At 41.6% G+C, this 25,277-nt stretch carries 15 protein-coding genes; 4 read left to right on the top strand and 11 right to left on the bottom strand.

Translation table 11 applies throughout. From position 1 onward, the window contains the following. Positions 1 to 40 precede the first annotated feature (40 nt). From secA to DWW85_RS10400, 5 genes are all read right to left on the bottom strand, one after another. Positions 41 to 2,614: a preprotein translocase subunit SecA gene (gene secA / locus DWW85_RS10420; RefSeq protein ID WP_021943121.1), complete on the bottom strand. Its 2,574-nt coding sequence runs from the start codon at positions 2,612 to 2,614 to the stop codon at positions 41 to 43. Between the two features lie 287 nt (positions 2,615 to 2,901). Then, on the bottom strand, positions 2,902 to 3,429 hold the full coding sequence (gene raiA / locus DWW85_RS10415; protein WP_021943120.1) for a ribosome-associated translation inhibitor RaiA: 528 nt from the start codon (positions 3,427 to 3,429) through the stop codon (positions 2,902 to 2,904). Between the two features lie 311 nt (positions 3,430 to 3,740). Next, positions 3,741 to 5,111: an NlpC/P60 family protein gene (locus tag DWW85_RS10410; protein WP_181986561.1), complete on the bottom strand. Its 1,371-nt coding sequence runs from the start codon at positions 5,109 to 5,111 to the stop codon at positions 3,741 to 3,743. 174 nt (positions 5,112 to 5,285) lie between these two features. Further along, positions 5,286 to 7,022 carry a pyruvate kinase gene (gene pyk, locus DWW85_RS10405; RefSeq protein WP_021943118.1) on the bottom strand — a complete coding sequence of 579 codons (1,737 nt, stop codon included), beginning with the start codon at positions 7,020 to 7,022 and terminating at the stop codon, positions 5,286 to 5,288. A 41-nt stretch (positions 7,023 to 7,063) separates the two neighbouring features. Beyond that, positions 7,064 to 7,972, bottom strand: coding sequence for a hypothetical protein (locus DWW85_RS10400; RefSeq protein WP_117808586.1), 909 nt, complete (start codon positions 7,970 to 7,972; stop codon positions 7,064 to 7,066). Positions 7,973 to 8,196: 224 nt separating this feature from the next. On the opposite strand from DWW85_RS10400, the gene DWW85_RS10395 reads away from it, so the two are divergent. Next, complete coding sequence (locus DWW85_RS10395) at positions 8,197 to 10,794, top strand: GH25 family lysozyme (protein ID WP_117808585.1); 2,598 nt, start codon at positions 8,197 to 8,199, stop codon at positions 10,792 to 10,794. Positions 10,795 to 10,863: 69 nt separating this feature from the next. On the opposite strand, the gene DWW85_RS10390 is transcribed toward DWW85_RS10395, so the two are convergent. From DWW85_RS10390 to bioB, 4 genes are all read right to left on the bottom strand, one after another. After that, complete coding sequence (locus DWW85_RS10390; RefSeq protein WP_117808584.1) at positions 10,864 to 11,580, bottom strand: response regulator transcription factor; 717 nt, start codon at positions 11,578 to 11,580, stop codon at positions 10,864 to 10,866. Between the two features lie 21 nt (positions 11,581 to 11,601). Next, positions 11,602 to 12,120: a hypothetical protein gene (locus tag DWW85_RS10385; RefSeq protein ID WP_117808583.1), complete on the bottom strand. Its 519-nt coding sequence runs from the start codon at positions 12,118 to 12,120 to the stop codon at positions 11,602 to 11,604. 19 nt (positions 12,121 to 12,139) lie between these two features. Next, the gene (locus tag DWW85_RS10380; protein WP_021943113.1) at positions 12,140 to 12,715 is read right to left on the bottom strand and encodes a hypothetical protein; all 576 of its coding nucleotides are present in this window, start codon (positions 12,713 to 12,715) and stop codon (positions 12,140 to 12,142) included. Between the two features lie 157 nt (positions 12,716 to 12,872). Continuing rightward, positions 12,873 to 13,871 (bottom strand): biotin synthase BioB, encoded by a 999-nt coding sequence (gene bioB, locus DWW85_RS10375; RefSeq protein WP_181986560.1) that lies wholly within the window; start codon positions 13,869 to 13,871, stop codon positions 12,873 to 12,875. Between the two features lie 531 nt (positions 13,872 to 14,402). On the opposite strand from bioB, the gene DWW85_RS10370 reads away from it, so the two are divergent. The 3 genes from DWW85_RS10370 to DWW85_RS10360 are packed head-to-tail and all read left to right on the top strand — an operon-like array spanning position 14,403 to position 17,544. After that, positions 14,403 to 15,056: a response regulator transcription factor gene (locus DWW85_RS10370; protein ID WP_117784708.1), complete on the top strand. Its 654-nt coding sequence runs from the start codon at positions 14,403 to 14,405 to the stop codon at positions 15,054 to 15,056. A 12-nt stretch (positions 15,057 to 15,068) separates the two neighbouring features. Then, positions 15,069 to 16,490, top strand: coding sequence for a HAMP domain-containing sensor histidine kinase (locus DWW85_RS10365; RefSeq protein ID WP_117808582.1), 1,422 nt, complete (start codon positions 15,069 to 15,071; stop codon positions 16,488 to 16,490). After that, a complete protein-coding gene (locus DWW85_RS10360; protein ID WP_021944213.1) occupies positions 16,483 to 17,544 on the top strand; it encodes a hypothetical protein in 1,062 nt (353 codons plus the stop codon). Before DWW85_RS10365 ends, DWW85_RS10360 begins: the two co-directional genes overlap by 8 nt. Before the next feature lie 337 nt (positions 17,545 to 17,881). Here DWW85_RS10360 and DWW85_RS10355 read toward each other — a convergent pair whose 3' ends face one another. Next, positions 17,882 to 18,235, bottom strand: coding sequence for a hypothetical protein (locus DWW85_RS10355; RefSeq protein ID WP_117808581.1), 354 nt, complete (start codon positions 18,233 to 18,235; stop codon positions 17,882 to 17,884). 163 nt (positions 18,236 to 18,398) lie between these two features. Further along, entirely contained in the window at positions 18,399 to 25,205 is a 6,807-nt protein-coding gene (locus DWW85_RS10350) for a DUF4430 domain-containing protein (RefSeq protein ID WP_181986559.1), read from the bottom strand. Between the last annotated feature and the right edge of the window lie 72 nt (positions 25,206 to 25,277).

Here is a 25,277-nt window from a genome sequence, read left to right as displayed (position 1 = left end):
TCTCACCTACTTTATCGGTTGCATCCGCAACACATTATTTCTATTCGTTCCGTCCGCAGCAGTTCTTATATTTCTTACCGCTGCCGCATGGGCACAGATCATTTCTTCCGATTTTTTTTGCTTTCTTTACAGGCCCTCTGGATACAGTATCATCCTTGTTTGTTCCTGTAACTTTATTTACTTCCTCACGTTCAACCTTCTGTTCAACCTTAACACGAAGAAGCAGTTTTACTGTATCCTCCTGAATTGCTCTTGTCATTTCATTGAACATGTCATAACCGGCAAACTTATATTCTACAACAGGATCTCTCTGACCCAGTGACTGAAGTCCGATGCCCTGCTTTAACTGTTCCATATCGTCGATATGGTCAGTCCATTTTCTATCAATTACCTTCAGAAGGATAATACGCTCGATCTCACGCATATCTTCCGGACTTGGGAATTCTTTTTCTTTCTCATGGTAGAGTTCCACAGCCTCATTATACAATCTCTCTTTGAGTTCTTCTGTGTCACCCTTTTTGATCTCATGCTCAGTAAGTGCGATTGGTTCTGTAAATGGAATGATTTCACGGATCATATTGTCAAGCTCTACAATATTCCACTCTTCCGGTGCAACTTCTGATGAGCATACAGTATCTACACATGCATTGATATCATCCTTGAGCATCTTCAGGATAACTTCATGCATATCTTCACCGTCTAAGACTCTCCGGCGCTCCTTATACATGATCTCTCTCTGTTCATTATTTACACGGTCATACTCTAACAGATTCTTTCTGATCGCGAAGTTGTTGCTTTCGATCTTCTTCTGGGCCTTCTCTACGAAGTTCGAGATTGTCTTATGCTGGATCTCTTCGCCCTCCGGGATCTTCAATGTATCATAAAGGCTCATAACTCTCTCAGAACCAAACAATCTCATCAGATCATCTTCCAGAGACAGGTAGAACTTGGATTCACCCGGATCTCCCTGACGACCGGAACGTCCACGGAGCTGATTATCGATTCGTCTGGACTCATGACGTTCTGTACCAATGATACGAAGTCCGCCAAGTTCAGCAACGCCCTCGCCAAGCTTAATATCCGTACCACGACCAGCCATGTTCGTTGCGATCGTAACTGCATTCTTCTGACCTGCTTCTGCAACGATCTCTGCCTCAAGCTCATGGAACTTTGCATTTAATACCTTATGTGGAATTTTTTTCTTGCTGAGCATGTGGCTGAGTTCCTCAGATGCATCAATATTGATTGTACCAACCAGAACAGGCTGTCCTTTTCTGTAACTCTCATTGATCTGCTCAACAATAGCGTTTAATTTCTCTTTCTTTGTCTTGAAGATAGAATCCGGGTGGTCAATTCTCTGTACCGGAAGGTTGGTTGGGATCTCTACAACATCCATACCATAGATCTCTCTAAATTCTTCTTCCTCTGTACTTGCTGTACCTGTCATACCTGCTTTCTTCTCAAACATATTAAAGAAGTTCTGGAATGTGATCGTAGCAAGTGTCTTGGACTCTCTCTTAACCTTTACATTTTCCTTTGCTTCGATCGCCTGATGCAGTCCGTCTGAGAAACGACGGCCCGGCATGATACGTCCTGTAAATTCATCAACGATCAGAACCTCGTCATCCTTTACAACATAATCACGGTCACGGAACATCAGGTTATGTGCACGAAGTGCAAGAATTATGTTATGCTGGATCTCGATATTCTCAGGATCGGACAGGTTCTCGATATGGAAGAACTGCTCTACTTCCTTCACACCGTTTGCTGTCAGCATAACGTATTTGTCTTTTTCATTTACAAGAAAATCTCCGTCTTCCTCAATTGCTGTATTCATCAGCATATCCATCTTGGAGATCTCGCCATCACCTTCACCACGCTTCATACGTCTTGCAAGGTAATCACACATCTTATAAAGCTCTGTCGATTTGCCGCTCTGTCCTGAAATGATCAGAGGTGTTCTCGCCTCATCGATCAATACAGAGTCGACCTCGTCGATTACACAATAATGAAGCCCTCTTAACACAAGCTTTTCTTTATAGATAACCATGTTATCTCTTAAGTAATCGAAACCGAGTTCGTTATTTGTTACATAAGTAATGTCACATGCATATGCGTCACGTCTTTCATCATTTGTAGATGAATTCAAAATAATACCAACTGTAAGTCCAAGGAACTCATGAACCTTACCCATCCATTCAGCATCACGCTTTGCCAGATAATCGTTGACTGTTACGACCTGAACACCTTTGCCTTCCAGTGCGTTTAAGTATACAGGAAGTGTAGACACAAGGGTCTTACCTTCACCGGTTCTCATCTCGGCGATACGTCCCTGATGTAATACAACGCCACCGATCAACTGTACTCTATAATGCTTGATGCCAAGCACTCTGTATGCAGCCTCTCTTACAACTGCAAATGCTTCTACCAGCAGATCATCAAGCGTTTCCCCATTTGCAAGTCTCTCTTTGAATTCTGCTGTCTTTGCTCTTAATTCCTCATCGGACAATGCCTGCATGTCAGAATCAAGTGCTTCTATCTTGTCCACAATAGGAGCGATCTTCTTCAGTTCTTTCTCACTATGTGTGCCAAATACTTTTTCAAATAATCCCATTCTATTATTCTCCTAACTGTTTTCTTGGTTTCATATCCAAATCTTATTACTCAGGGTACATAATACCATCATATGAAATTTATATCAAGAATGAATCTGAAAAGCTTTGGTAAAGCATTTATGAAATAATGATGAATAATCAACATTCATTCTTTAAATCTGACCACAAAAAAAGAGCCGCCAGCGTTAATTGTCTGGCGACCCTTCTTTTTATCCGAAAATCTCAGGCAGACATTCTTCAGACTATAGCTTCTGAAAATATCTGTCCCTGCTCAGCAGGTACGAGATTAAAATTCTGGTTCGATCAATCCGTATGTATTACCCTTTCTCTTGTAGACAACATTTACTTCTTCTGTCTCTGCATTTCTAAATACATAGAAGTTATGTCCAAGCAGATCCATCTGGATGCATGCATCGTCCGGATACATAGGCTTTACTGCAAATCTCTTGCTTCTAACGATCTTAATCTCATCATCTTCATCTGTTTCTTCTTCTACAAATGAATTCTGGAGATATGCTGCATTCTGCTCCTTGTCGATCAATTTCTTCTTATGCTTGTTCACCTGTCTCTCGATTACTTCTAGCACAAGATCGATCGATACATACATATCATCACTTACCTGTTCTGCACGAATGATATGTCCTTTCATAGGGATCGTAACTTCTATCTTCTGTCTGTCTTTCTCTACACTAAATGTAACCTGTGCAACAGCATCTTCTGCGAAATATTTCTCAAGCTTGGACAGCTTGTCATATACTGCATTCTTTAAACCTTCAGTAACATCGATGTTTTTTCCACTAATTATGTAATTCATGTTGCCCAACTCCTTCTTTTTCGGGTGTCCCCGAATTGATAATCTTATTATAACATAAACCACCATTTTTTCAAGTCATTTTAAACAAAAGGAAACCGTTTGTTTTTCATTTTTTAGTCAAATTAACAACTATTTTATATAATTTATGAAAACTACACAAATGCATATGTATCTTTTTTCTATCTCCCATATTTTCTTAATTTACAGTCTTGTATTCATCGAATGCAAAAAAAGAAAGCCGATACATACCGGGAGAAACAAGAACCTGTTCACTCACCATGTACCGACTTTTCTTCTATTCTGTTTATCCTTTATTGTCCAAGCAGTCTGACTGCCTTGATCGGAGTTCTGTAATTGTATACAGATGTCTTGATTCCTGTTGCTTCTGTACTTGCATGTACGATCATGCCGCCACCTGTATAGATTCCAACATGTCCGATATCTCCGTCTGTTCCGTAGAATAACAGATCACCCGGTTCCAGCTCTGAAAGACTTACTTCTGTTCCGTAATAAGACTGAGCAGTTGCGGAATGTGGAAGTGAAATTCCGAAGTGTGCATATACGGATAATGTAAATCCTGAACAGTCAGCACCATTTGTAAGGCTTGTACCGCCATATACATAAGGATTACCAACAAACTGTAATGCATAATTTGCAAGGTCTACACCAGTTGAACCGCTGGATGGCACCGGATCCTCAGAAGGTGCTTCCGTAGGAGCCTCAGTTGGTGCTTCCGTAGGGGCTTCTGTTGGTGTCTCAGTTGGTGCTTCTGTAGGAGTCTCCGTCGAAGCTTCCGTAGGGGTTTCTGTTGCCTGCTGCTCTTCCTCCTGCTGCTTCTGCTGTTCTTCCTGTTGTCTTCTCAATTCTTCCTCTTCTGCTGCTCTTGCAGCTTCAGCCTCTTCTACCGAGATAGCCTTTACTGTATTATATGAAATTTCAACATAATCCGAACTTACATAACCGGCAGTCTCATCATCAACCTTTACTTCTGTCCAGCCATCTGCCTGACCGATTACTGAATATGATTCTCCACCAGGGATCATTGTAAGACATTCACTGTCTGCATCTGCCTCGGCACGTACATTCAAGGTTTCTGTTGTAACAGTTGCCAACTTGCTGCAATGTTCTTCTGCATAAGCACCTGCATCGTCATCATATACAAGGAAATCGTTCTTTATGTATCCTTCACAGCTACCGGATGCAACCTTTGTCCACGTATCACCTTTTTCCTTTACAAGGGCAATACCATTTGCTCCAAGTGTTCCGACCAGTTCACCGTCTACACTTGCTGTAGCACGGATATTAACCTCATCCGTTACAGTTGTAAGACACTTTCCTTCAAACTGTGGATACTTACAGGTTTCCTCTGCCGCTCCCGTTTCCTCTGTCGCAGCTTCTGTTGTTTTTTCTTCTTTCTTGGTACTCTTTTTTGATGTCTTCTTTGTCTCAGTCTTTGCTGTTTCTGTCTTAACTGTTTCAGAAGAAGCATCCGTCGGTGTACTTCCATCTCCGGCTGAAGCCGTTTCAAGCTGAACAGATTCTACATATCTGTCAAGCGCTGATGAGAGTCCGATCGTTGAATCATCATATATGTTATTTGCTTTGATCACGCCAAATGCCGTTGTAGCTGCCAGACTGACTGTTACTACCGCAACGGATATCTTTCTGGTTCCTTTGGACATCTTATTACCTCCCTGACATGGAAATGCCATGTCATCAAACATTTGTTACGAAATTGTTACATTTCTGGTTCATTATAACAACAATTCAAATGCTTGTCAACATGGCATTCCCGTGTTTTTGCTTGTTTTTCAGCGTTTTTTTAAAAATTAAGATTTATTACATTTGTTACAAACTTAAGAAACAACTACTCCATCTTTGGCTTTTACTGTAACGATGGCACCTGTTTTTAATATCTGGGTCGCATTCTTTGCTCCGATGATAACCGGAACATCACGGCTGAGGCCTACGATCGCAGCATGTGAATTTTTCCCATCCTTTTCACACACGATCGCAGATGCAGTCTTTAACTGTTCCATGATATTATTGCTGGTCTCTTTCATTACAATAATATCTCCCGGATTGTAATTTTTCTGAAGATCTTCTTCTGTTTCTGCTACACATAAAGGAGCACATACCGACTTCTCGTTTACAGAAGTACCTTTTACAAGGATATGTCCAACAACATGTACCTTGATCAGGTTGGTTGTTCCGGCAACACCAAGTGGAACGCCGGCAGTGATAACAACGATCTCTCCATCCTTGATGTAATGATTTCTCTTCGCAGCTTCTACAGAATGCTCAAACAGATCATCCGTATTATTCTCCTCTGCAATCAGAAGCGGCTGAACGCCCCATGACAGATTTAACTGACGACATACCTTTTCAACCGGTGAACATCCGATGATCGGACATTTCGGTCTGTATTTAGAAATCATGCGGGCTGTTTTTCCTGATTTTGTTACGGTTACGATCGCTGCTGCGCCAAGATCGATTGCTGTTGTACAGGTTGCATGGGAGATTGCGCTGGTGATATCCGGATTCTGGATATTTCCTCTCTCATAAAAACGTTTTGTATAATCAATATCTTCTTCTGCACGTTCTGCGATCTTAATCATAGTATGGAGTGCTTCTACCGGATACTTGCCTGCGGCTGTCTCACCGGAAAGCATGATCGCGCTGGTTCCATCATAGATTGCATTTGCAACGTCTGTTGCCTCTGCTCTTGTCGGTCTTGGGTTCTTGATCATGGAATCAAGCATCTGGGTTGCTGTTACAACCTGCTTGTCTGCATTGTAAACCTTCTTGATGATCATTTTCTGGATTACAGGAACATCCTCTAACGGAATCTCTACACCCATATCGCCACGTGCTACCATGATACCATCTGATACACGGATGATCTCGTCGATATTTTCCACACCCTGCATATTCTCGATCTTGGAAATAATATTTATATTATCACAGCCATGCTCATCTAAAATCTTACGGATCTCCAATACATCATCTGCCGTTCTTACAAAGGACGCTGCAATAAAATCAAAGTCATTCTCAATACCAAATATGATATCTGCACGATCCTGCTCACTGATGTATGGCATGGACAGATTTACGCGTGGTACATTTACGCCCTTGCGATTGGATACCGGACCGCCATTTACTACACGACAGACGATCTTATTCTCGGATACCTGCTCTACCGTCATCTCGATCAGACCGTCATCGATCAGTATCGTATTCCCCGGTTTTACATCATTTACAAGATTCTTATATGTGATTGAAACCATCTTCTCATCACCTTCAACCTCATCGGTTGTAAATGTAAATGTCTGCCCCGGCTTCAGTTCAATCTTTCCATTTTTGAAATCTTTTACACGGATCTCCGGTCCCTTTGTATCCAGCAGTGTTGCAACCGGAAGGTTCAGCTCTGTTCTGAACTTCATGATACGTTCCATGTTGCGTTTATGCTGTGCATGATCTCCATGTGAAAAGTTGAATCGGGCAACATTCATTCCCTCGATCATAAGCTTTCTCAAAATATCATCATCATCTGTTGATGGCCCTAATGTACATATAATTTTAGTTTTACGCATAATGCCTCCTAATTTGTTGTTTTTATACTAAGAAACTATTATCAGTCTCCATAATACTCTTCATCCGGCACATGATCTTCCTGTTCTCCCGCTTTTGTTTCCGGTTTCTCCGGTATCCGTAGGATCTCATCTGCATATAATTTGACTGCTGCGATCAGATAGACAAATGTTATGATCACACACAGAATATACATAAATACAAACTGTCCCTTTAATACAAATCCTGCGATCAGGATCGCCGCTATAAACCACGGAGTTCTGATAAGTGTGGACGCCTTTACGATATCCGAAAAACCGATCTCATCACTGATACCAAATACATGCTTGAGTGCATTTATGATAAATCCCCATATCAGGGTTCCGACATAGTAGACAAATATCAGCAATACCGCCAGCACAAGTGTAATCCCAATCAATAACGGAGTATCATATTTTCTTGTCAGATTTAATAATGTATCCTTATCATATACATCCCGCTTCTCGATCGAACGCAGGTGCGAATAAACACTGTTCCAACTGATCCTGGTCGGTGAATCATCGCTGTACAGCAGAATCTCCTGATTGCTGACCACTACCATTGTCTTATAATGTCCAACCTCAAGAAGTTCATCGATCTCATCTGATTCCGTATCGTAATCCGTAGAATCGATTCTGATATATGCTTCTCCCGGACGTTTTAATTCATACTGCTTCTTACAATAAAATCCGTCTTCACTTACACTGAAATATGCAATTCTGTCATCGATCGCATCTGCCAGGCGGTTATATCCGATTCTCTTGCTGACCGGCATATAAAATACTAACGTCGGAAGAATCACGCATACAAGGATCACCATCAAATGGATGGAAAACCATGTTGCACTTTTTCCTGTCTTAATATATTCTGCCGGGCGGACCAGTCCTTTTAACATACCGCCTAATGCCCCAAAAAATCTTGTTTTTTTCTCCATATGATGTTCCTTTCATTTTTTATTACCGTGTTGATTATAACACGTCATCGCCTGACTTGGCACTACAAAAATGCTTTTTTTGTGCAAATTTCTGGTAAAGATTTTATCTGATCTTTTACCTGTTTTTTTCATAGTTCTTAAATTTCCCCAGATTATTGACATTTATATGTAAAAAAAATATTATAAATTAGTTAAGGATAAATAAAAATTGGAGGTTGCTTATCGTGAAAAAATTTATTACCACGGTATTGTGCAGTGCTGTCGCCGGTCTCACGATCTTCAGCGCACCTAAGATCGCCGGTCAGACCTATGCGCAGTCACAATATGCGTACACAACAGTTTCTACCCAGTCATCCAACATTTCATATGCTGACGAGATTGATGAAATGGTAGAAACAGGAACATTTGACAGTTCTTCATTAACAAAGGAACAGATTGACCTTATCAATAAAAAATACGGAGAAGATCCACAGGCAATTCAGGAGCTTCAGAAAAAATCTGACAGCATCAAGAATCCTTCTCTGGCTTCCATTGATACCAGCATCTATGCCCATGATGCACAGTTCAAGGGCTATGACATTATAAATGGTATTGATATCTCCCGCTGGCAGGGCAATATCGACTGGAAGAAGGTCAAGGCAGACGGAATTAATTTTGCTCTGATCCGTGTCGCACTCCGTACCACAGAATCCGGTGTGCTGGAAGCAGACGCATTATATAAGGAAAACATCGAAGGTGCTCTCGCCGCAGGACTGGATGTCGGCGTATATGTCTATTCCCAGGCGATCACAACGGCCGAAGCAAGAGCAGAGGCCAACTACACCATGAAGCTGATCAAAGGCTATAACATAAAGCTTCCGGTTGTTATGGACTACGAATACTACATCAATCATTCCGGCAGACTTGCACGGGCAAACTTAAGTCCTGCTGCCGCAACTACGATCTGTACTGCTTTCTGTGAAGAGGTAGAGAAGAATAATTACACCGCTATGGTCTATGCAAATAAATCTTTACTCACAGATGATGTATATGCAGATGTACTGGCAAAACGGTTCCCGATCTGGCTCGCCCAATATCCGGGATGGGATTCTGCAACCAACAGTGTGCATGCATCTTACGAAGGTAAATATTCCTACTGGCAGTACACATCTTCCGGCTCTGTAGCCGGCATCAGCGGTAATGTTGATATGAATTTCCGGTACATCAAAAAACCGGAAGCCGTTAAGAATCTGCATATCACTTCAACTTCCATGCAGAAGGCATCCTTGAAATGGAATAAAGTACCGTATGTATATGGTTATAAGATATATCGTCTTGACAAGAGCACAAATACATATAAGCATGTCGGAACGACAGTCGGCGCAAGCAATACTTCATTTACAGACAAGGGTCTGGAGGTAGAAACCTTATACAGTTACAAGGTACTTGCATTCTACGGAACAAATTCCGGTGCTTACAACGGTGGAGAGTCCAATATCGTTCATGCCGCTACACAGGAAAAGAATATTGATAAAGTTTCAATCGCCAAACGGGCAAAGGATTCTCTTACTTTAGAATGGACTCCGCAGACCGAAGTTTCCGGATACCACATTGTACGTTTTAATCCGGCAACCGGTAAATACAAAACCGTTGCTTATGTAAAAGGAGCCAAAAACAATACTTACACAGATACCAAGCTGGCAAGCGGAACAACTTACACTTATAAAGTGCGTGCTTACTTTGAAGAAGGCAGCCGCCGCGCATTTTTCAAATACTCCTCTTCCATAAACGGAAACACCCGTCCCGGACAGGCCACAGGTGTAACTGCTTCCTCTACAAAGAATACCGTAACCGTTAAATGGAATGGTCAGATAAATGTTGCCGGCTATATCGTTTACCGTTTAAACGACAATGGTAAATGGGTACGCGTTAAAACGATCACAAATAAAAACACAACCTCATATACAGATAAAAAATTAAGTGGCAATACCATTTACAAATACTGTGTTGTTGCTTACTACAAGAAATCCGGCAACAATGTCCGTACAGATCGTTCCAAAACAGTATCTATTATGACAAAACCGGCAAATGCCAGAAGCGTGTCCGTTATCCCATCCAAGAATAACTCTGTAAGTATTTCCTGGAAATCTTCTAAGAATATTTCAGGTTATCTTGTTTATATGAAAAACGGAACCACAGGTTCTTCCTGGAAACGGATTGCAAAATTATCTTCCGATAGGACTTCCTGGACACAAAAGGGACTGTCCGCAAACGGAACCTATAAATTCAAGGTTAAAACCTATTACCGCGGAAACGGTGCTACTTCGATCAGTGATGCAGCTACGATAACCGTTAAGATCCCACCGAAAAAGGTAACAGGAGTAGCTGTAAACAGCTACGGTTCCAAGCAGTTAATGACATGGAAGGCTCAGACAGATGCAGATGGGTATTATATCTATCGTTATACAAATAAAACAAAGAAGTATACAAAGCTGAAAACGATCACCAACTCCGCCGCTTCTTCCTATATTATCAATGAAGCCGGATCATCCAAATACAGCTATTGCATCGTTGCCTACAACAAGTCAAATGGAAAGGCTTACAAGGGAACCAGATCTACACTTACCGCTAGTAAGAAAGGCAGCCAGAAGATGCAGGTTATATGCAGTGTCTTAAATGTAAGAAAAGGTCCCGGAACCGGATATGATATTATTCAGACAGTTTCTTATGGAACAGAGCTTACACTCAAAGGCTTATATCAAGACTGGTATCAGATTTCCTTCACAAAGGACGGCAGAACCTACAACGGCTATGTTTCAGCCGCTTATGTAAAATTGAAATAAGCAATAACCATATATAAAACGGCAGGAATGCATTCCAAGCACTCCTGCCGTTTATTTCTATTACTGTTTTTACTTATTTGCTGAGTCCGGAACAAACATATAACCAATCCCCCGAACAGTACGGATATATGCCGAATCCTCTTCCAGCTTATCTCTCAATCGTTTGATATATACCGACAAGGTATTATCATCCACAAATGACTCATCGACATCCCACAACCGTTCGATCAACTGTCTCCGTGTCATAACCTGATTCTCATGAAGCGTCAGTTCCCGAAGCAAACGAAATTCACTTGGTGTACTGTCGATATTCCGTTCATTCCGGTAGATCTTATACTGTTTATTATCTAGTCTGGTGTGTCCGAAAATGAAATCTTCTCCTGCTTCATTTTCCAAATCTGTTTTTTTGATATTGTTATACCGCTGTCTTCTCAGGATCACAGAGATCCGTGTCAGCAGTTCCTTTACCCGATATGGTTTTGCTATATAATCATCTGCACCAAGCTCCAGTCCCTGCACCAGATTCACTTCATCTGATACTGCTGTAAGAAATATGACCGGAACATAATTATCTGCCTCACGGATCTCTCTGCAGAAATCATAACCATTTCCATCCGGCAGCATAACATCAAGCAGCACCAGATCGATATCCGGCTGCAGACACTTTCTCGCAGTCTTAAGATCCGAAGCATGCACCACTTCATAATGCTCTGTCTTTAATGTATATTCCGTCCCCATTGCCAAAGCAAAATCATCCTCAACTAACAGGATCTTCTCATTTGCCATTTCTCACACCCCTGTTCTATTTTATTCACGATCCAGTGCAAAGAAACACACCGCACTGACCAGACTGATAATGATACCTGCCAGAAACAGATAGAAGCCCAGCCGGTATCCTGCAAAGCCTTTATAGCCATTTTCCTGCATACTGCGTGTTGTTTCTTCCATAATCCCATGAATCGCCCGAATCGTCTTACTGTGTGTCAGCAGGAATAATTCAATACCGGAAAGAACAGCCGGTATAAAAAACATCAGATTGAAGATGTCCCAGGTATCCCGGTCTCCACGCAGATAGATCACAACCAGTACAATTCCCGCTATCCCGGTAAGGATTGCCAGATAAGGCAATATCCGGACAAACAGATTGATATCTCCCATCGCCTGATAACGGTCTGCAAGCTTTTTCAGATTTAAAAGCGGAAACCATTCCTTTACATCCTGATAATCCTTCATGGTAAACCGGTATCCCAGGAATGGGAAACATCCGGATATCAGGATCATAACCATCCCAGCCAGATACGTCAGGCTGAATTTATTTACCTTCATACACCCTCCATGCCAGCAATTATTTGATACGGAACGTCGCTTTTACATAACCATCTGCGAACAGCACATGATCTCTTCCGTCAAATGCCCACTTTAACTCTTCTTCTGCATAAGATGGCTCTACAAATTTAACATCAATTCTGGATACGTCCTCTGATTTTACAGCCGCTGTACGAAGAAGCAACATACCCTGAACAACCGGATGATCGGTCAGATGAATCTTATTCTGATCACCTGTCTCCTTGCTGAAGCTGTAAACCTCTTCTTTTGAAAATGTGTGGAACTCCTCTGCATTATCATATGATGCAGCCTCTACGCGCTTCAATTCCTTCTCTTTATCGGATGGCTTTACAAGTGTCACGGTAAATTTCTCTACCGGTGTCTCTACGCCATCCACATAACCGAGGATCGGAAGGATGTACATAAATGCATTCTCCTTTACAGCCCCGAATTCATAGCGGATACTGTCTGCCTGTCCAGCCTGTTCCTTCTCTGCCATATATGAGATCTTGCCGATAAATGCTCCCTGATATGTCGATGCATCCATCTCCGTCATCTTTGTTCCTATCGCCATCATTCTGTCATAAATATTCATATTGTACCTCTTTCTTTCTATAATTATTAAAATCGCCTGATTTTCAATTAAATATATCTAAATAATTTTCCTGATCACATTTAAACCTGATTCTATGTTCCAATCATATTCATAATATATGTTTCTCTCAGAAAATTCAACAACCGGTAATTTCATTTTAAAAGTCCATGCGGGTGCCGGGCTCTGGTGCTCCAATCTCGTATCCCTGTTCACGGATCATCTGCAGGTCAGTTTCAAATGTGATTCCGGTCGTTGTCAGAAAGTCACCGCTGATCACGGCATTTGCCCCGGCACGAAGAGCTGCCTTGCCATTATCCGGCAAATAGGCTCTGCCTGCCGCCAGACGGATAAAGGTATCCGGAAGGATAAAACGAAAAACAGCCACCGTCCGGAGGAACTCCTCCTGCTTCATCGGCTCCTGATGTTCAAAATACGTTCCCGGAATCGGATTCAGCATATTGATCGGAACCGAGTCCACATCCAGCTCTCTTAACGAAAATGCCAGATCGATCCGATCCAAAAGCGTCTCTCCCAGTCCGATCAGTCCACCACTGCATACTTTCATCCCAGCCGCCTTGGCTGCACGGATACTCTTTCTCTTATCATCTGATGTATGCGTCGTGCACAAGGTCTTAAAGAACGCATCCGATGCTTCCATGTTATTATGAACCATTGTCATACCAGCTTCATGAAGCTTTATGAAATCCTCCTCATCCAGCATACCAAGAGATGCGCAGACATGGATATCTGCTGTCTTCCTGATATCCTCCACATTCTGAACTGCCAGTGCTACCTCCCGTTTCGACAGCCGCCGTCCAACAGATACAAGCCCGTACCGGTAAGAACCACGGCTCTTATCCTGAACCGCTATATCGGTCAGGATCTGCTCACCCAGTACACATTCCGCCGGGACCTTCTCCTTTGCTCTGGTTGACTGTGCGCAGTACAGACAGTCCTCACCGCACTGTCCAACCTTAACAGCCGCCACAGAACAGACATCGCAGACATTTCCACAGAAATGCAGTCGGATCCGGTCTGCCGCCTCAGAAAGCTCTGACAGATCTACATCGATAAGCAGCTCTGCTTCCTCCCTTTGGATTCGATAGCCATTCAGAATCTTTTCCTCTAATTCTTTCAGTTCTTCCTTTTTCATCATTTGCTTATTGTCCTTTATTAAGAAATATTGCCCTTTTTAACCACACAGTGTATCCATTTTCATCCAATCTTTATTAATATACCATCTAAACAACATCTTGTGAACTACCCAATGTTCCGCATTGCCACGCCCGGCTTGTCCTCGCACCTACCCACTACCGGCTATGTATTACCCAACTTCGCGCCTGCCTACTACCGGCTGGATTCTTTGCATATAAACATAAAGCAATATTTTCGTTATGAACTTGTACCTTGCCAGCGAATGCGGGTGCATGTTTGAGCCGAATGCGAGTTTGCGCAGGAGCATGAGCAAATAAGACAGGTACAATTCATAGAAAATATGCGAGTTTATATGCAAAGAATCCAGCCGGAAGGGGCAGACATGAAGCGGGGCAATACACAACCGGGAGGAGCCGGGCGAAACCTTAAATCTCTTTTTTTCGGCATTATTCTCTTTCAAGTTTTTGTAAAATATAGTAGAATTACAGGGTATGGGGTCATTGGAAGGTGAACCCCTTTGGAGGTTATATCTATGATTAATATACTAGTAGTTGAAGACGAAAAACCTATTGCAAACCTGATCAAAATGAGTCTGACAAAGGCAGGCTATTCCTGTACCTGTATTTATGACGGACTTGCTGCCGCAGACATACTGGAAGAAACCCCTTTTGATCTGGTTCTGCTCGACATCATGCTTCCGGGTGCATCCGGCTATGATGTTCTTGAATATATCAAACCATTAAAAATACCGGTTATCTTTATTACAGCAAAAAACTCCCTGAACGACCGTGTCATGGGTCTGAAGATGGGAGCCGAGGATTATATTGTAAAACCATTTGAGATCGTTGAGCTTCTTGCAAGGATTGAAGTTGTTCTCCGGAGATATAATAAGCTGAATACAACGATCACCGTCCGCGATCTTGTTATTGATACAGTTGCGATGAGCGTCACAAAAAATGGAAAAGAGATTCCACTGACGAACAAAGAATATGAGCTGTTATTGTTATTTGCACAAAATCCGGGAGTTGCGCTCTATCGTGAAACGATATATGAGCGTATCTGGGGCGGTGACTATCCTTGTGACAGCCGGACGGTTGCTCTTCATGTCCAACGTATGCGAAAAAAACTCGGACTGGAAGACTGCTTAAAGACCATCAACAAGATCGGATACCGTCTGGAGATTTAAAAAGGAGTTTCTATGAAATTTAAGCATAAACTTGTATTATGTATGGTTGCACTTCTGGGACTGTCCTTCGGTCTCGGAGGAACCATGCTGATCCACCGATCATTCAAAACCTCGTTATCTTCCACCATCGACAGTGACCTGCAAAATTATGAGAGTATTCAGAGTACTCTGCTGATTGCTGTTGATACAAATTCTGTATCATCTTATATCGACATGTCTAATATCATTAACCAGCTTTCAGCTCAGGGAAACTCCAACCGTAAGAATATCATTCTTCGAAATTCGGATATGGAAGTCGTAAGCATCATGAATTCATCCTTTACATATAAAGAAATGAAACCATCGGATGAAAATACCTGTAATTCGATCATTTGGAGAGAAAATAATAACTACTATCTGCAATTATGCAGTTCCATGGATATCAATACAGAAAATCTGGACATCTCACAGATGGACATTGTCTATGACATCACTTCCGTGTATGCTGCTCGTGCGCAGGAACAGAATACATTCCGTCTGCTGTTGATCGCGATCTTCGTTGTCGGAAGTATCACATCCATGATCGCAGCCAGCCTGCTTACAAAGCCGTTGGAAAAATTATCATCACTTGCGCAGCATATCTCCCACGGTGATTACTCTGCCCGTCTGCACATCCACTCCGGCGATGAGATTGAGGCACTCGCAAATGATTTCAACAACATGGCAGATACTATCGAAGATAACATCTCAGAACTTCATTTCTCTATGGAAAAACAGGAACAGTTTATGGGAAGCTTCGCACATGAATTAAAGACCCCAATGACTTCGATCATCGGTTATGCCGATCTTCTGCGAAGCCAGAATATGAGTGAAGACGAAACAAATGAAGCAGCCAACTATATCTTCTCAGAAGGAAAACGTCTGGAGAGCTTATCTTTAAAATTACTGGATCTTCTGGTTGTAAAAAATCAGGAAACCATATTAACACCGACCGATCCTTCCCTCGCGATCCAGAATGTGATCAATGTTATGAAGCCGGAGCTGGCAAAGGAACATATAACATTAAAGTCAAGCTGCCGAAAGGGCTGCTGTATGATGGACATCGACCTCTTTCAGTCTCTGATCATCAATATCATTGATAACGCCAGAAAAGCGATCGACGACAATGGTCTTATCCATGTAGCCGGAACTGTAAGGGATGATAATTATGTAATCATTATCAAAGATAACGGACGGGGAATGCCACCGGAAGAAATCACACGAATCAGTGAAGCTTTCTACCGAATCGACAAATCCAGATCCCGTGCGCAGGGCGGAGCCGGACTCGGACTTGCTATTTGCAGCAAGATTGCAGAGATCCATCAGGCTAAGATCAAATACAAGAGTGCCGTCGGACGCGGTACGGTTGTCACTATTACATTACCAAATATAAAGGAGGCGGCACATCATGAGTAACGAAGAAAATAAAGAATCTGTCATTGCTTCCTATGAACTGACCGCTGCCCATAAGGAAGACGATGATATCTCTGAATCAGAAGTAAATGATATGATAAATGAGAGTGAAGAAGGTACTGTTCCCTCTGTCGAACATACCGGAAAAGCACGCGGTATTCTTCATTTCCTATACAAGAATCTTCTCTGGTTTATAATATGCATTGCAATTTTTGTGATCTGTATCATTGCCTCGAATCTGTATTTTCGTATTCAGGACAGGAAAACATTGAATTCCGTATCCAGCCATGAGATCAGTCCGAACAATCTCGATGTAACAAATAAACTGACACTGCTTGAGAAGATCAACATCATAAACGGAGAATGTTATTACACCGATCTGAACTTTGATTATACGGACAAACATTCCTACAGTGAGATCCATGATGTAACCGTAAATGAACTGACATCGTATTTCTCTGATTATTTCTCCTGTGATTTCACTGTAAATGGTATCTATGAGATGTATATATCCAAATATCTTGCAACGTCAGACGAAAATTCTTACCGCAGTTTTACGATATGGGTGGTTAATATCTACTATTTTGGATTTGAAATGAATTGTTTTCTGGATTATGACACGAACAAACTGATTACATTTACAATGAATCTGGACCCTAATTCTAACACTTTCTACAATAAAGAAAGTCTGGTAGAACTGGAATATTACAATGATTATATACTTCCACTGTATAACTTTTTAGGAAGCCATGTCGGTAATTCAACTACGTTCAGTGACACTTGTTTTGACACTCTATACGATATATTAGTCTCTTATTATGAGCTCAGCTTTGAGAAAGGATCCGGAAACGGTGCAGGTATGACTCCAACAGAGATACCGGATTCTGATCTGCAGTTATTTGAAAAGCTGACAGGAACACCTCTGACCGCTCATACCTATTATACTTACACTACTGAGATTAGTATGGAATTAGAAGCCGATACAACAGAAGAATACAACTTTTATATGAAAAACGGATTGTTCTTCTACCAGATGAATCGATATTTTTATAATTAACAGATGCTTAATACTTCTTTAGAAGAAATATGCAGAATAGATGCATTTTTTTGCAAATTATGATGCATCCATCCTTTATAGTAACATCATCAAGACAAGGGATGGTGCTTATGAAGTATTCAAGCAGAGAACAGAACAGGATTGAGCGCAGCACATTTTTTAAGACAGAGAGGTCTTTTACACGCTGCAATTATCTCAAAGTTAAGTTTGGTATCTTTGCCACATGTTGTTTTATTTTGTTTGTTGCCATTTTGCTCAAAGGTACCATCCTGTGATTTCTTGAGCCCCCTCATATTTCAGACTAGCTCCAGATGCGTTTCCCGGCATCTGGAGTTTTTCATTGTTTCTTATCATCTGTCTGCTCTTTTAATCTGCCCTGACGTTCCAGCTTATACTGTGTCTGCCGCCTTTTCGCAGCAATCCGTTTCTGCAGCTTTGCTGCCTCCCGTTCCGCCGAACGATCCGGCAGTATTCCACACGCTTCCAGTGCTCTTGGCCAGGGTCCAAAATAGGATTTTACCGCGGCTACCTCCTCCACCGTGAAGTCTGATTTTTTCGGATAGCGTTCCAGTTGTTTATATGTAGCACGCAGCATTTCCATACAGTTTTCTTTTGTCAGATCGTTTTCTGCCATAATCAGCTTTCCTCTTTCCTGTATTTTCCTACAGCTATATGCTGTATCTGTCTTCATAGATTATCTTCTATACCATACAATGTTTCCCGGTATATTGCAAATACCGGCTGCCATCCGTTCGTTTTACAACGCTTCCGGATAACAGCCGGTATTCCTTTTACTGACAGATCAATGTTTGTCCGTAATACATATCACCTTACGGCTTCATGTATCTTTTTTATTATTTTGTCTTTACAGATGTCTTACCACTGTAAACACTGTAGAACTTCTTTCCATTGATCTTCTTATATGCTCTTACCTTGACATAATATTTCTTACCCTTTTTCAGGTTCTTGATCACAGCACTTGACTTCTTGCTGCTTACATATGTACTCTTTGCATTCTTGAATGCTTTATTTGTTGCATATGTGATCTGGTAACCACTTGCACCTGATACCTTCTTGTAAGAAACCTTGATTGCCTTGGTCTTATATGCAGCAGCCTTCTTTACAGTCGGTGTTGCAGGTACAACAATCAAGGTGATCGTTCCTGTACTCTTCTTGTAATTTGCTGTTGCTGCGGCTGTTACTTTGATCTGTACCTTACCTGGCTTCTTTGCGGTAACAAAGCCGGTCTTCTTATTTACAGTTGCGATCTTCTTATTAGAAGATGTATAAGTAACCTTGCCCTTTGCAGAAGCCTTCATCTTCACATACTTACTGTATGCATATACTGTCTGCTTCTGGATCGTCTGTGATGCTTTCTTGATCACAAATGTGCTTTCTACTTTACCGGTATAGTTGCCCTTACCGGTAATAACTACCTTTGCGATTCCTGCATTCTTGTTATTTGAATATGCTACAGAATAATCATCGGTTGATAATGCCTTGCCGGATACTGTAACCTTTACAGCCGGTTTCTGTGCCTTACCTGTATATGTAACACTTGGAACTGTTACAACAGTGTTTTTGGCAGTCAGTGTAACCTTCTGATCCGGAGTCTCTGTAGTTGGCTCTTCTGTACTTGGTTTCTCTGTTGTCGGTTCTTCTGTAGTTGAATCAGAAGAATCTTCTGTTGTCTTATCAGGATCTTCTGTATCCGCCTTTTTCTTAACAGTCAGACGAACTACTGTTTCTGCAGCTTCGTAATTTGCTGTTCCGGCAGTCTTGACCGTAATATCTGTAAATCCTGCTGCCTTTACTGTTACAAGACCTGTATCATCGATCTCTGCAACTGCAGGTGCCGATGAAACGAATGTCAATGTACCATGACCATCGGCTGCAAGAACAAACGGATCTGTACCTTCTGTTACCTCTATGCTCTTAGATGCAACCTGGATTTCCTGTTTTGCCTTCACAATTTCAAATGTAACTGTCTGTGAACCTGCATATCTTCCATCGATTCCACGAATCGTTGCTGTAGCCTTTCCGACAGATACACGCTGTCCTGAAACCGTATAATCAACATCCTTTACAAGCTGATATGTGCCATCTGTGATTGTAAGTTCCGGTACGATCACCTTTCCGGTATATTCTACAGAAGCAACCGGAGCAATTGTTGCCTTGCTCAGATCTCCCATAACTGTAACCTTAAAGGAAGCTGTAGCTGCCAGATAATTGTCACTCTCCGGTGCTGTAATTGTAATAACTGCTGTTCCGACACCATTGATCTGAAGCTTGCCATCTTCTGTTACTGATATAACATCTTCTTTATCAGATGATAATACAGGAGTTGTCTTTGCTTCTGCTGCAACTTCGATATCTGTCTGCTGTCCGTATACGACCTTCCGGTCTTCCGGTACATTTGTGATCTGCTGTTCTGCTTTCTTAATCTCGAAGGTTGTCTGAACCTGTCCGGAGAATTCGCCCTTACCTGTTACCGTACAAGTAGCTGTTCCGGCATTCTGCGCATTTTCAAATACGACATCATAGTTTTCTTCTGTTATCAGATTACCGTTTACATATACCTTTACTTCCGGTTTTAATTCTTCTCCGGTATAAACTGCATCTGCAACTACTACCTTTGTATTTGCATCTGTCAATGCCTTTTCTGTCTCTGCTGTTGCAGTGATCTTGTACCATGCAGTTCTTCCTGCTCCGGATGTTACATGACACAGCACTCCATCTGTCAGATCCATAACATCGGAAAGTCCATCAACTGTTACATAATGTGAATCTGCCTCTGTCTTATAGCTGACTGGCAGAGCTGTAAGGTCTGTGTCCTTGAATAAATCTACGTTTACAATAAATGGATCATTCTCTGTACCGGTTCCGGCAAGTTCTTCTCCATTCATCCTATAAGTAATGATCTGATTCCACTGAGCATCGTATGTAGATGATACCTCAAAGTTCATCTGACTACTTCCAATTATAAGCTCTTTCAATGTTGGAAGACCTGAATATGCAGATGCAACATCGCCACCTGTAAGCTGATAGTGGAATTCTAATACATCTCCATCCTGGATCGTTGTAGCTGATAAGCCCATATTGGAGAAATCATCTTTGTTGTATGAGAACATCCATCCTGACATCGTATATTCAGCCTGAACTGTCAGTCCATTGATGGATTCCATATATGGTCCATATCCTGTATCTGCCAGAACATATGGAATGTTGTTCTCCTTTAACGCCTTCTCAACTGCATCCACTGCAGTCGCTGCATCAACTTCTACATCATCAAGGATCACACCATTTTCAGATGCACCCTTAATTCCCGCTGCTGTTGCTGTATAGTCATATACACCGACTTTAACATGCTTCTGATCAGCAACCGCTGCCTGTAACTCTTTATAAAGATCTACAAATGTCTGATCTTCTGCTGATAACGGAACATTTGCAAGCACATTGATAACTGGAGCTATACGATCCAGCGTATCCTTATCAGCTTTCTTTGAAACTGTTTCTGCTGTCAGCTTCTTTACTGCTGCTATATCAGCAGGAGATACATATACTGCCTGATCCTCTGTAAATGTGCTGCTTGCTTCATCTGCACATGAATAAACAGAATCAGATAATGTCATATATGCTGACTGTCCTGCAAATATTGTCTGTTCCTTTGTCTGGCTGGTGCTCAGAATTTCTCCGCCACTATAACAACCTGACATCTCTACACCTGCGTTGTTTGCTGCCTTGCCTTTAAAGCATCCGGCAATTCCACCTACATTTGTCTGACCTGATACTGAACCGGCATTATAGCAGTCAATGATCTTACCGGCAGGTGCTTTTGAACTGGCTTCATTATGAATACCAAGAATACCACCTACGTTATTCTTTGCTATAACCGTTCCATAATTTGAGGAATTCTTGATTGTAACATTTCTATTTGTCATTGCACCAAGAATACCACCTGCGCAACTGCCATTTTTAGCAGTGATCGTGCCGTAATAGCTACAGTTGTCAATCACATTTGTACTGGTATCTGAATTTGCTCCGCAATATCCAACGATACCACCTGCATAAACATAATTTGAAGTTCCTGTAAATGTGATATTAACCTTTGAAACACAATTTGAGATCAATACATTTTTTCCTGCATTTTCCTTAAGCATACCTGCAATTCCGCCGGCATGTGTTGCTGTGCTTGCAGAAATATTTCCTTCTACTGTCAGATTCTTGATCTGACCTGTTACTGATCCGAATAAACCTGCATCCTGAACATTGTCCACATACAGATTCTTGACTGTATGCCCCTGTCCATCAAATGTTCCTGCATAACCATAACTTGAACTATTCGGTTTGACAGGGATCCACTTATATCCTGCAAGATCGATATCTGCAGTCAGAACCGCATTGATCGTGTATTTTGTCTTTACTTCATTTGCGAACCAGTAAAGTTCTGCTCCGGTTCCAATCTGGTATACACCATCTGACTGTTTCGGTTCAGTCATAGTCTGTCCATCCCACGCCTGAGCATCGGCAGGTGTCAGACGGATCGTCTTTGTAATACTGTCTGTATCCTCCGGAATCTCAATCGTTCCTGTCTTATATATATAACCTGATGCACAAATGACATATGAATATGTTTTTCCTACAAATCCCTTGAAAACTCCATCCGTTACTTTTGTTTCTTTCTTATCTTCATCTAAGATCTGAATTGTATAATCTGTAACCGGTTTTTTCGTCTGACTGTCTGTTATATTCAATGTTACCGGTACGAAATCAGAAGCTACAAGCTTGAATTCTACATCCGGAAGATTACACATATAAGCGGTATGACGGCTGGCTGCCATCTGTACCGGTACACCTGTGTCATGGCGAACTGCCCGATGAGAACCGTATGGTGAACCATAAGCACTCCATCCACCTATTCCGTTTTTCAGACATCCTGTCAGACGGAATGTATCACCTGCAAAATAAGTCGGGATCGTAACCGTAATCGTCTGTGAAGCCGGTGTTGATGCAAACATATACTGGTTTAGTTTTCCAACATATTCTGTTCCTGTTGTGTCAAAAAAGCAGATTGCTGCATCCATATTATACACACCTGCTAATTTACTGGCAGGATTGTATAAACCATTATAAGAACACTTACCGTCTTCGCTTCTTTCTCCATAGCTGATCTCAATGGAATCACCTGCTGTCAATTCATCTGCGGTTATTTCATTTCCATCTGCATCTTTATATTTGTATGATACTGCAACTTCTTTTGCACGTATCACCTGATAAGTACTGACACCATTCTTTGTAACTTTAACAATATTTGGTCCTTCTGTAAGCCCTGCGACTGTATAACTGCCATCTGAATTTCTTGTGATGTTCTTTGCAGAAAATCCGCCGTATGTCAGCTTATTGTCTATAATCTCCGGACGAAGGACAGATACGGATACTCCACTCTCCGGTGTAAATGTATACTCAGCTCCATCTGTTCCTGCCTCATAATAAAGAACATCCAGCTGTGCATCCAGTCTGTCGCCAGTTACTTTTTCCTCTTTTTTATTTTTACCTTCATTTATGGTCATGTTGGTCTGAATAGCTGTGCCATCCTTATCAACAGTAACCACTACAACACCGGTATTTTCAGGCCATATTGCACTAAACTTGGTATACTTCGTATATCCCTGCATATTAATCTGTGCATCGTAGGTCACAAGCAGAATTGCTGTTCCTTCGGATTTCGCCTGAATCTCCGCTATTTCTGAATGTGCTCCCGGTGTAACTGTGATCACGTCATTTGACGGATTTCCATTCTCATCAATAACCGTGTAATGATAATCCGGTTCTGCACTTTTAGCATTCGAAGTACCTTCGATCGCCTGCCAGTTACGGAAACATTCCAGACTGTATGTCTCACCCTTCTTCATAGAAAGGTATCCACGTTCATCTGATGTAAGATAAATATCTGCTACATCATACTTATTCTGAGACATATCATGATATATAGTATCCGGATTAAACGAGTCATCCCCGATATACATATCCGCCTTACTAACCATATAATCTGCATCTTTATTGGTAGAGAACCAATCCCAGTAGGTAACACCACCGGCACCTGTCACACGATAGTAATATGTAATACCGCCTCCGACCGTAAATTCATATGTCTCATATCCCGGCTCTTTGGCTTCTATCTTTGTTCCCGGTTCATCTTTATAAATATAATATGTAGACAATGTTCCCAGTCTAAGCTCTGCTCCTTCCGGGAAAGTCACACTTACTTTTCTGGCTTCCGGTGCACTGATCGAATACCCATATGAACTGTTTGCTGTAAGTGTTTTTGAAACTGTCTTTTCTATATAATTCTGTGCATGGTCTCCCTCAGGTGTTACAGTTACAGATACCATATCCGCATAATAAAAAGGCACTGCATACTGAGCTGCTTTCTGACTTGTTCCCGCCTGCATCAAACCAAGTGTAGCATGACGATCAACATTATCAGGAGATACTACCTTTATATTAAAAGTAAAATCTTCTCCTTCTTGCCAAAATTTTCCACTGCCGGCATCCTTATTTGTACATGCAATACCTGACAGACTATATACTGCATATGACTGCTCTGCTTCATCGGTTACGATCAGGTCAATTGAACCCATATCAACTTTATTAGTACCACTCATTTTATATGTTGATAAGCGATAAGTACCTTCTGCAAGCTTCACTGTGTATACATAATTACTATCCGGATCTCCAGCCGCCACTGTATTTCCATCCGCATCTGTAAGTGTCATATATGGAACACTGCTGTTCATCTTGATCGATACCTGTTTCTCTTCTAATGCTTTGATCTTCTTTACAGCAGCTGCCACATCATCTGCTGATGCATCCAGATCTGCCATAACTGCCTGAAGTTCCGCATTTAATGAGGCATCCTTTGCGATCTTTTCTTCATTCTCTGCATAAAGTGTATATAACTCTGTCTTGTCTTGGGTTACATAATATGCTTCATAGCCTTCAAATCCACATCCAATATCTGCTCCATAACCGGCAAGTGTAAACTGCCAACGGAGAACATTGGTATTTGCTCCGGTTCCCTGATCTACAAGATATGCGCCTGCGCTTGTATTGCAAGGCACATTATCAACTGTGATCATCCAGCCGGACCATGATGTGTAATCATGTTCTGCAAGGTCTGTACCTGTCTTCTCCTCCAGTTCCAGATCATTTCCATTGTTACGTGTCTTATATGCATCCAAGAGTGCTGTTGGAACTTTTACAGTTCCTTTATCAATGCCTTTGATATTTGCCAGATAAAAGTTGCTGTCATTATAGGCACTTGATCCTGCAGGCTCTGTCTGAAGCCCTGCTTTCTTGAAAAATGCATAAGTTGCCTGTGAAACGGTCAATTTAGACAGATCAATGTCTATCCCTTCCTGTTTCCAGACATTTCCAATCTCTTCATAAGACATACGAGTCGGTGTGATATAAAATCCCTGTCCGATCGTAAAGCCCTCAAGAGACAGCACAACATATTTTGTGCTATAATCGGTCGTACTTTCATCTTCTTCCGCTGCCGCAACATTCTGAATACCATAACCTGCATTTACTGCAAATGGCACGAATAAAACTGCGCACGCAAATAAAAACGAAAGCACCAGTGTCCTGATTCGTTTCATTCGTTTCGATTCCTTTCTTCTATTGTATATTTTTTATAAGCTGGGAATTAAATCTTGCTTTTCCCTCGCCCA

This window comes from Clostridium sp. AF17-21AC, assembly GCF_003461365.1.
GTDB lineage: Bacteria > Bacillota > Clostridia > Lachnospirales > Lachnospiraceae > Coprococcus > Coprococcus ammoniilyticus.
The sequence above is the reverse complement of the archived record's forward strand: the minus strand, read 5'-3'. Positions and strand labels throughout refer to the sequence as shown.

What these genes read in the sequence shown, in the direction of transcription:
- secA (WP_021943121.1), bottom strand. Translation starts at nt 2,614, where the DNA reads ATGGGATTATTTGAAAAAGTATTTGGCACACATAGTGAGAAAGAACTG.
- pyk (WP_021943118.1), bottom strand. Translation starts at nt 7,022, where the DNA reads ATGCGTAAAACTAAAATTATATGTACATTAGGGCCATCAACAGATGAT.
- DWW85_RS10410 (WP_181986561.1), bottom strand. Translation starts at nt 5,111, where the DNA reads ATGTCCAAAGGAACCAGAAAGATATCCGTTGCGGTAGTAACAGTCAGT.
- DWW85_RS10380 (WP_021943113.1), bottom strand. Translation starts at nt 12,715, where the DNA reads ATGAATATTTATGACAGAATGATGGCGATAGGAACAAAGATGACGGAG.
- DWW85_RS10350 (WP_181986559.1), bottom strand. Translation starts at nt 25,205, where the DNA reads ATGAAACGAATCAGGACACTGGTGCTTTCGTTTTTATTTGCGTGCGCA.
- DWW85_RS10385 (WP_117808583.1), bottom strand. Translation starts at nt 12,120, where the DNA reads ATGAAGGTAAATAAATTCAGCCTGACGTATCTGGCTGGGATGGTTATG.
- raiA (WP_021943120.1), bottom strand. Translation starts at nt 3,429, where the DNA reads ATGAATTACATAATTAGTGGAAAAAACATCGATGTTACTGAAGGTTTA.
- DWW85_RS10355 (WP_117808581.1), bottom strand. Translation starts at nt 18,235, where the DNA reads ATGAAGACAGATACAGCATATAGCTGTAGGAAAATACAGGAAAGAGGA.
- DWW85_RS10360 (WP_021944213.1), top strand. Translation starts at nt 16,483, where the DNA reads ATGAGTAACGAAGAAAATAAAGAATCTGTCATTGCTTCCTATGAACTG.
- DWW85_RS10370 (WP_117784708.1), top strand. Translation starts at nt 14,403, where the DNA reads ATGATTAATATACTAGTAGTTGAAGACGAAAAACCTATTGCAAACCTG.
- DWW85_RS10390 (WP_117808584.1), bottom strand. Translation starts at nt 11,580, where the DNA reads ATGGCAAATGAGAAGATCCTGTTAGTTGAGGATGATTTTGCTTTGGCA.
- bioB (WP_181986560.1), bottom strand. Translation starts at nt 13,871, where the DNA reads ATGATGAAAAAGGAAGAACTGAAAGAATTAGAGGAAAAGATTCTGAAT.
- DWW85_RS10365 (WP_117808582.1), top strand. Translation starts at nt 15,069, where the DNA reads ATGAAATTTAAGCATAAACTTGTATTATGTATGGTTGCACTTCTGGGA.
- DWW85_RS10400 (WP_117808586.1), bottom strand. Translation starts at nt 7,972, where the DNA reads ATGGAGAAAAAAACAAGATTTTTTGGGGCATTAGGCGGTATGTTAAAA.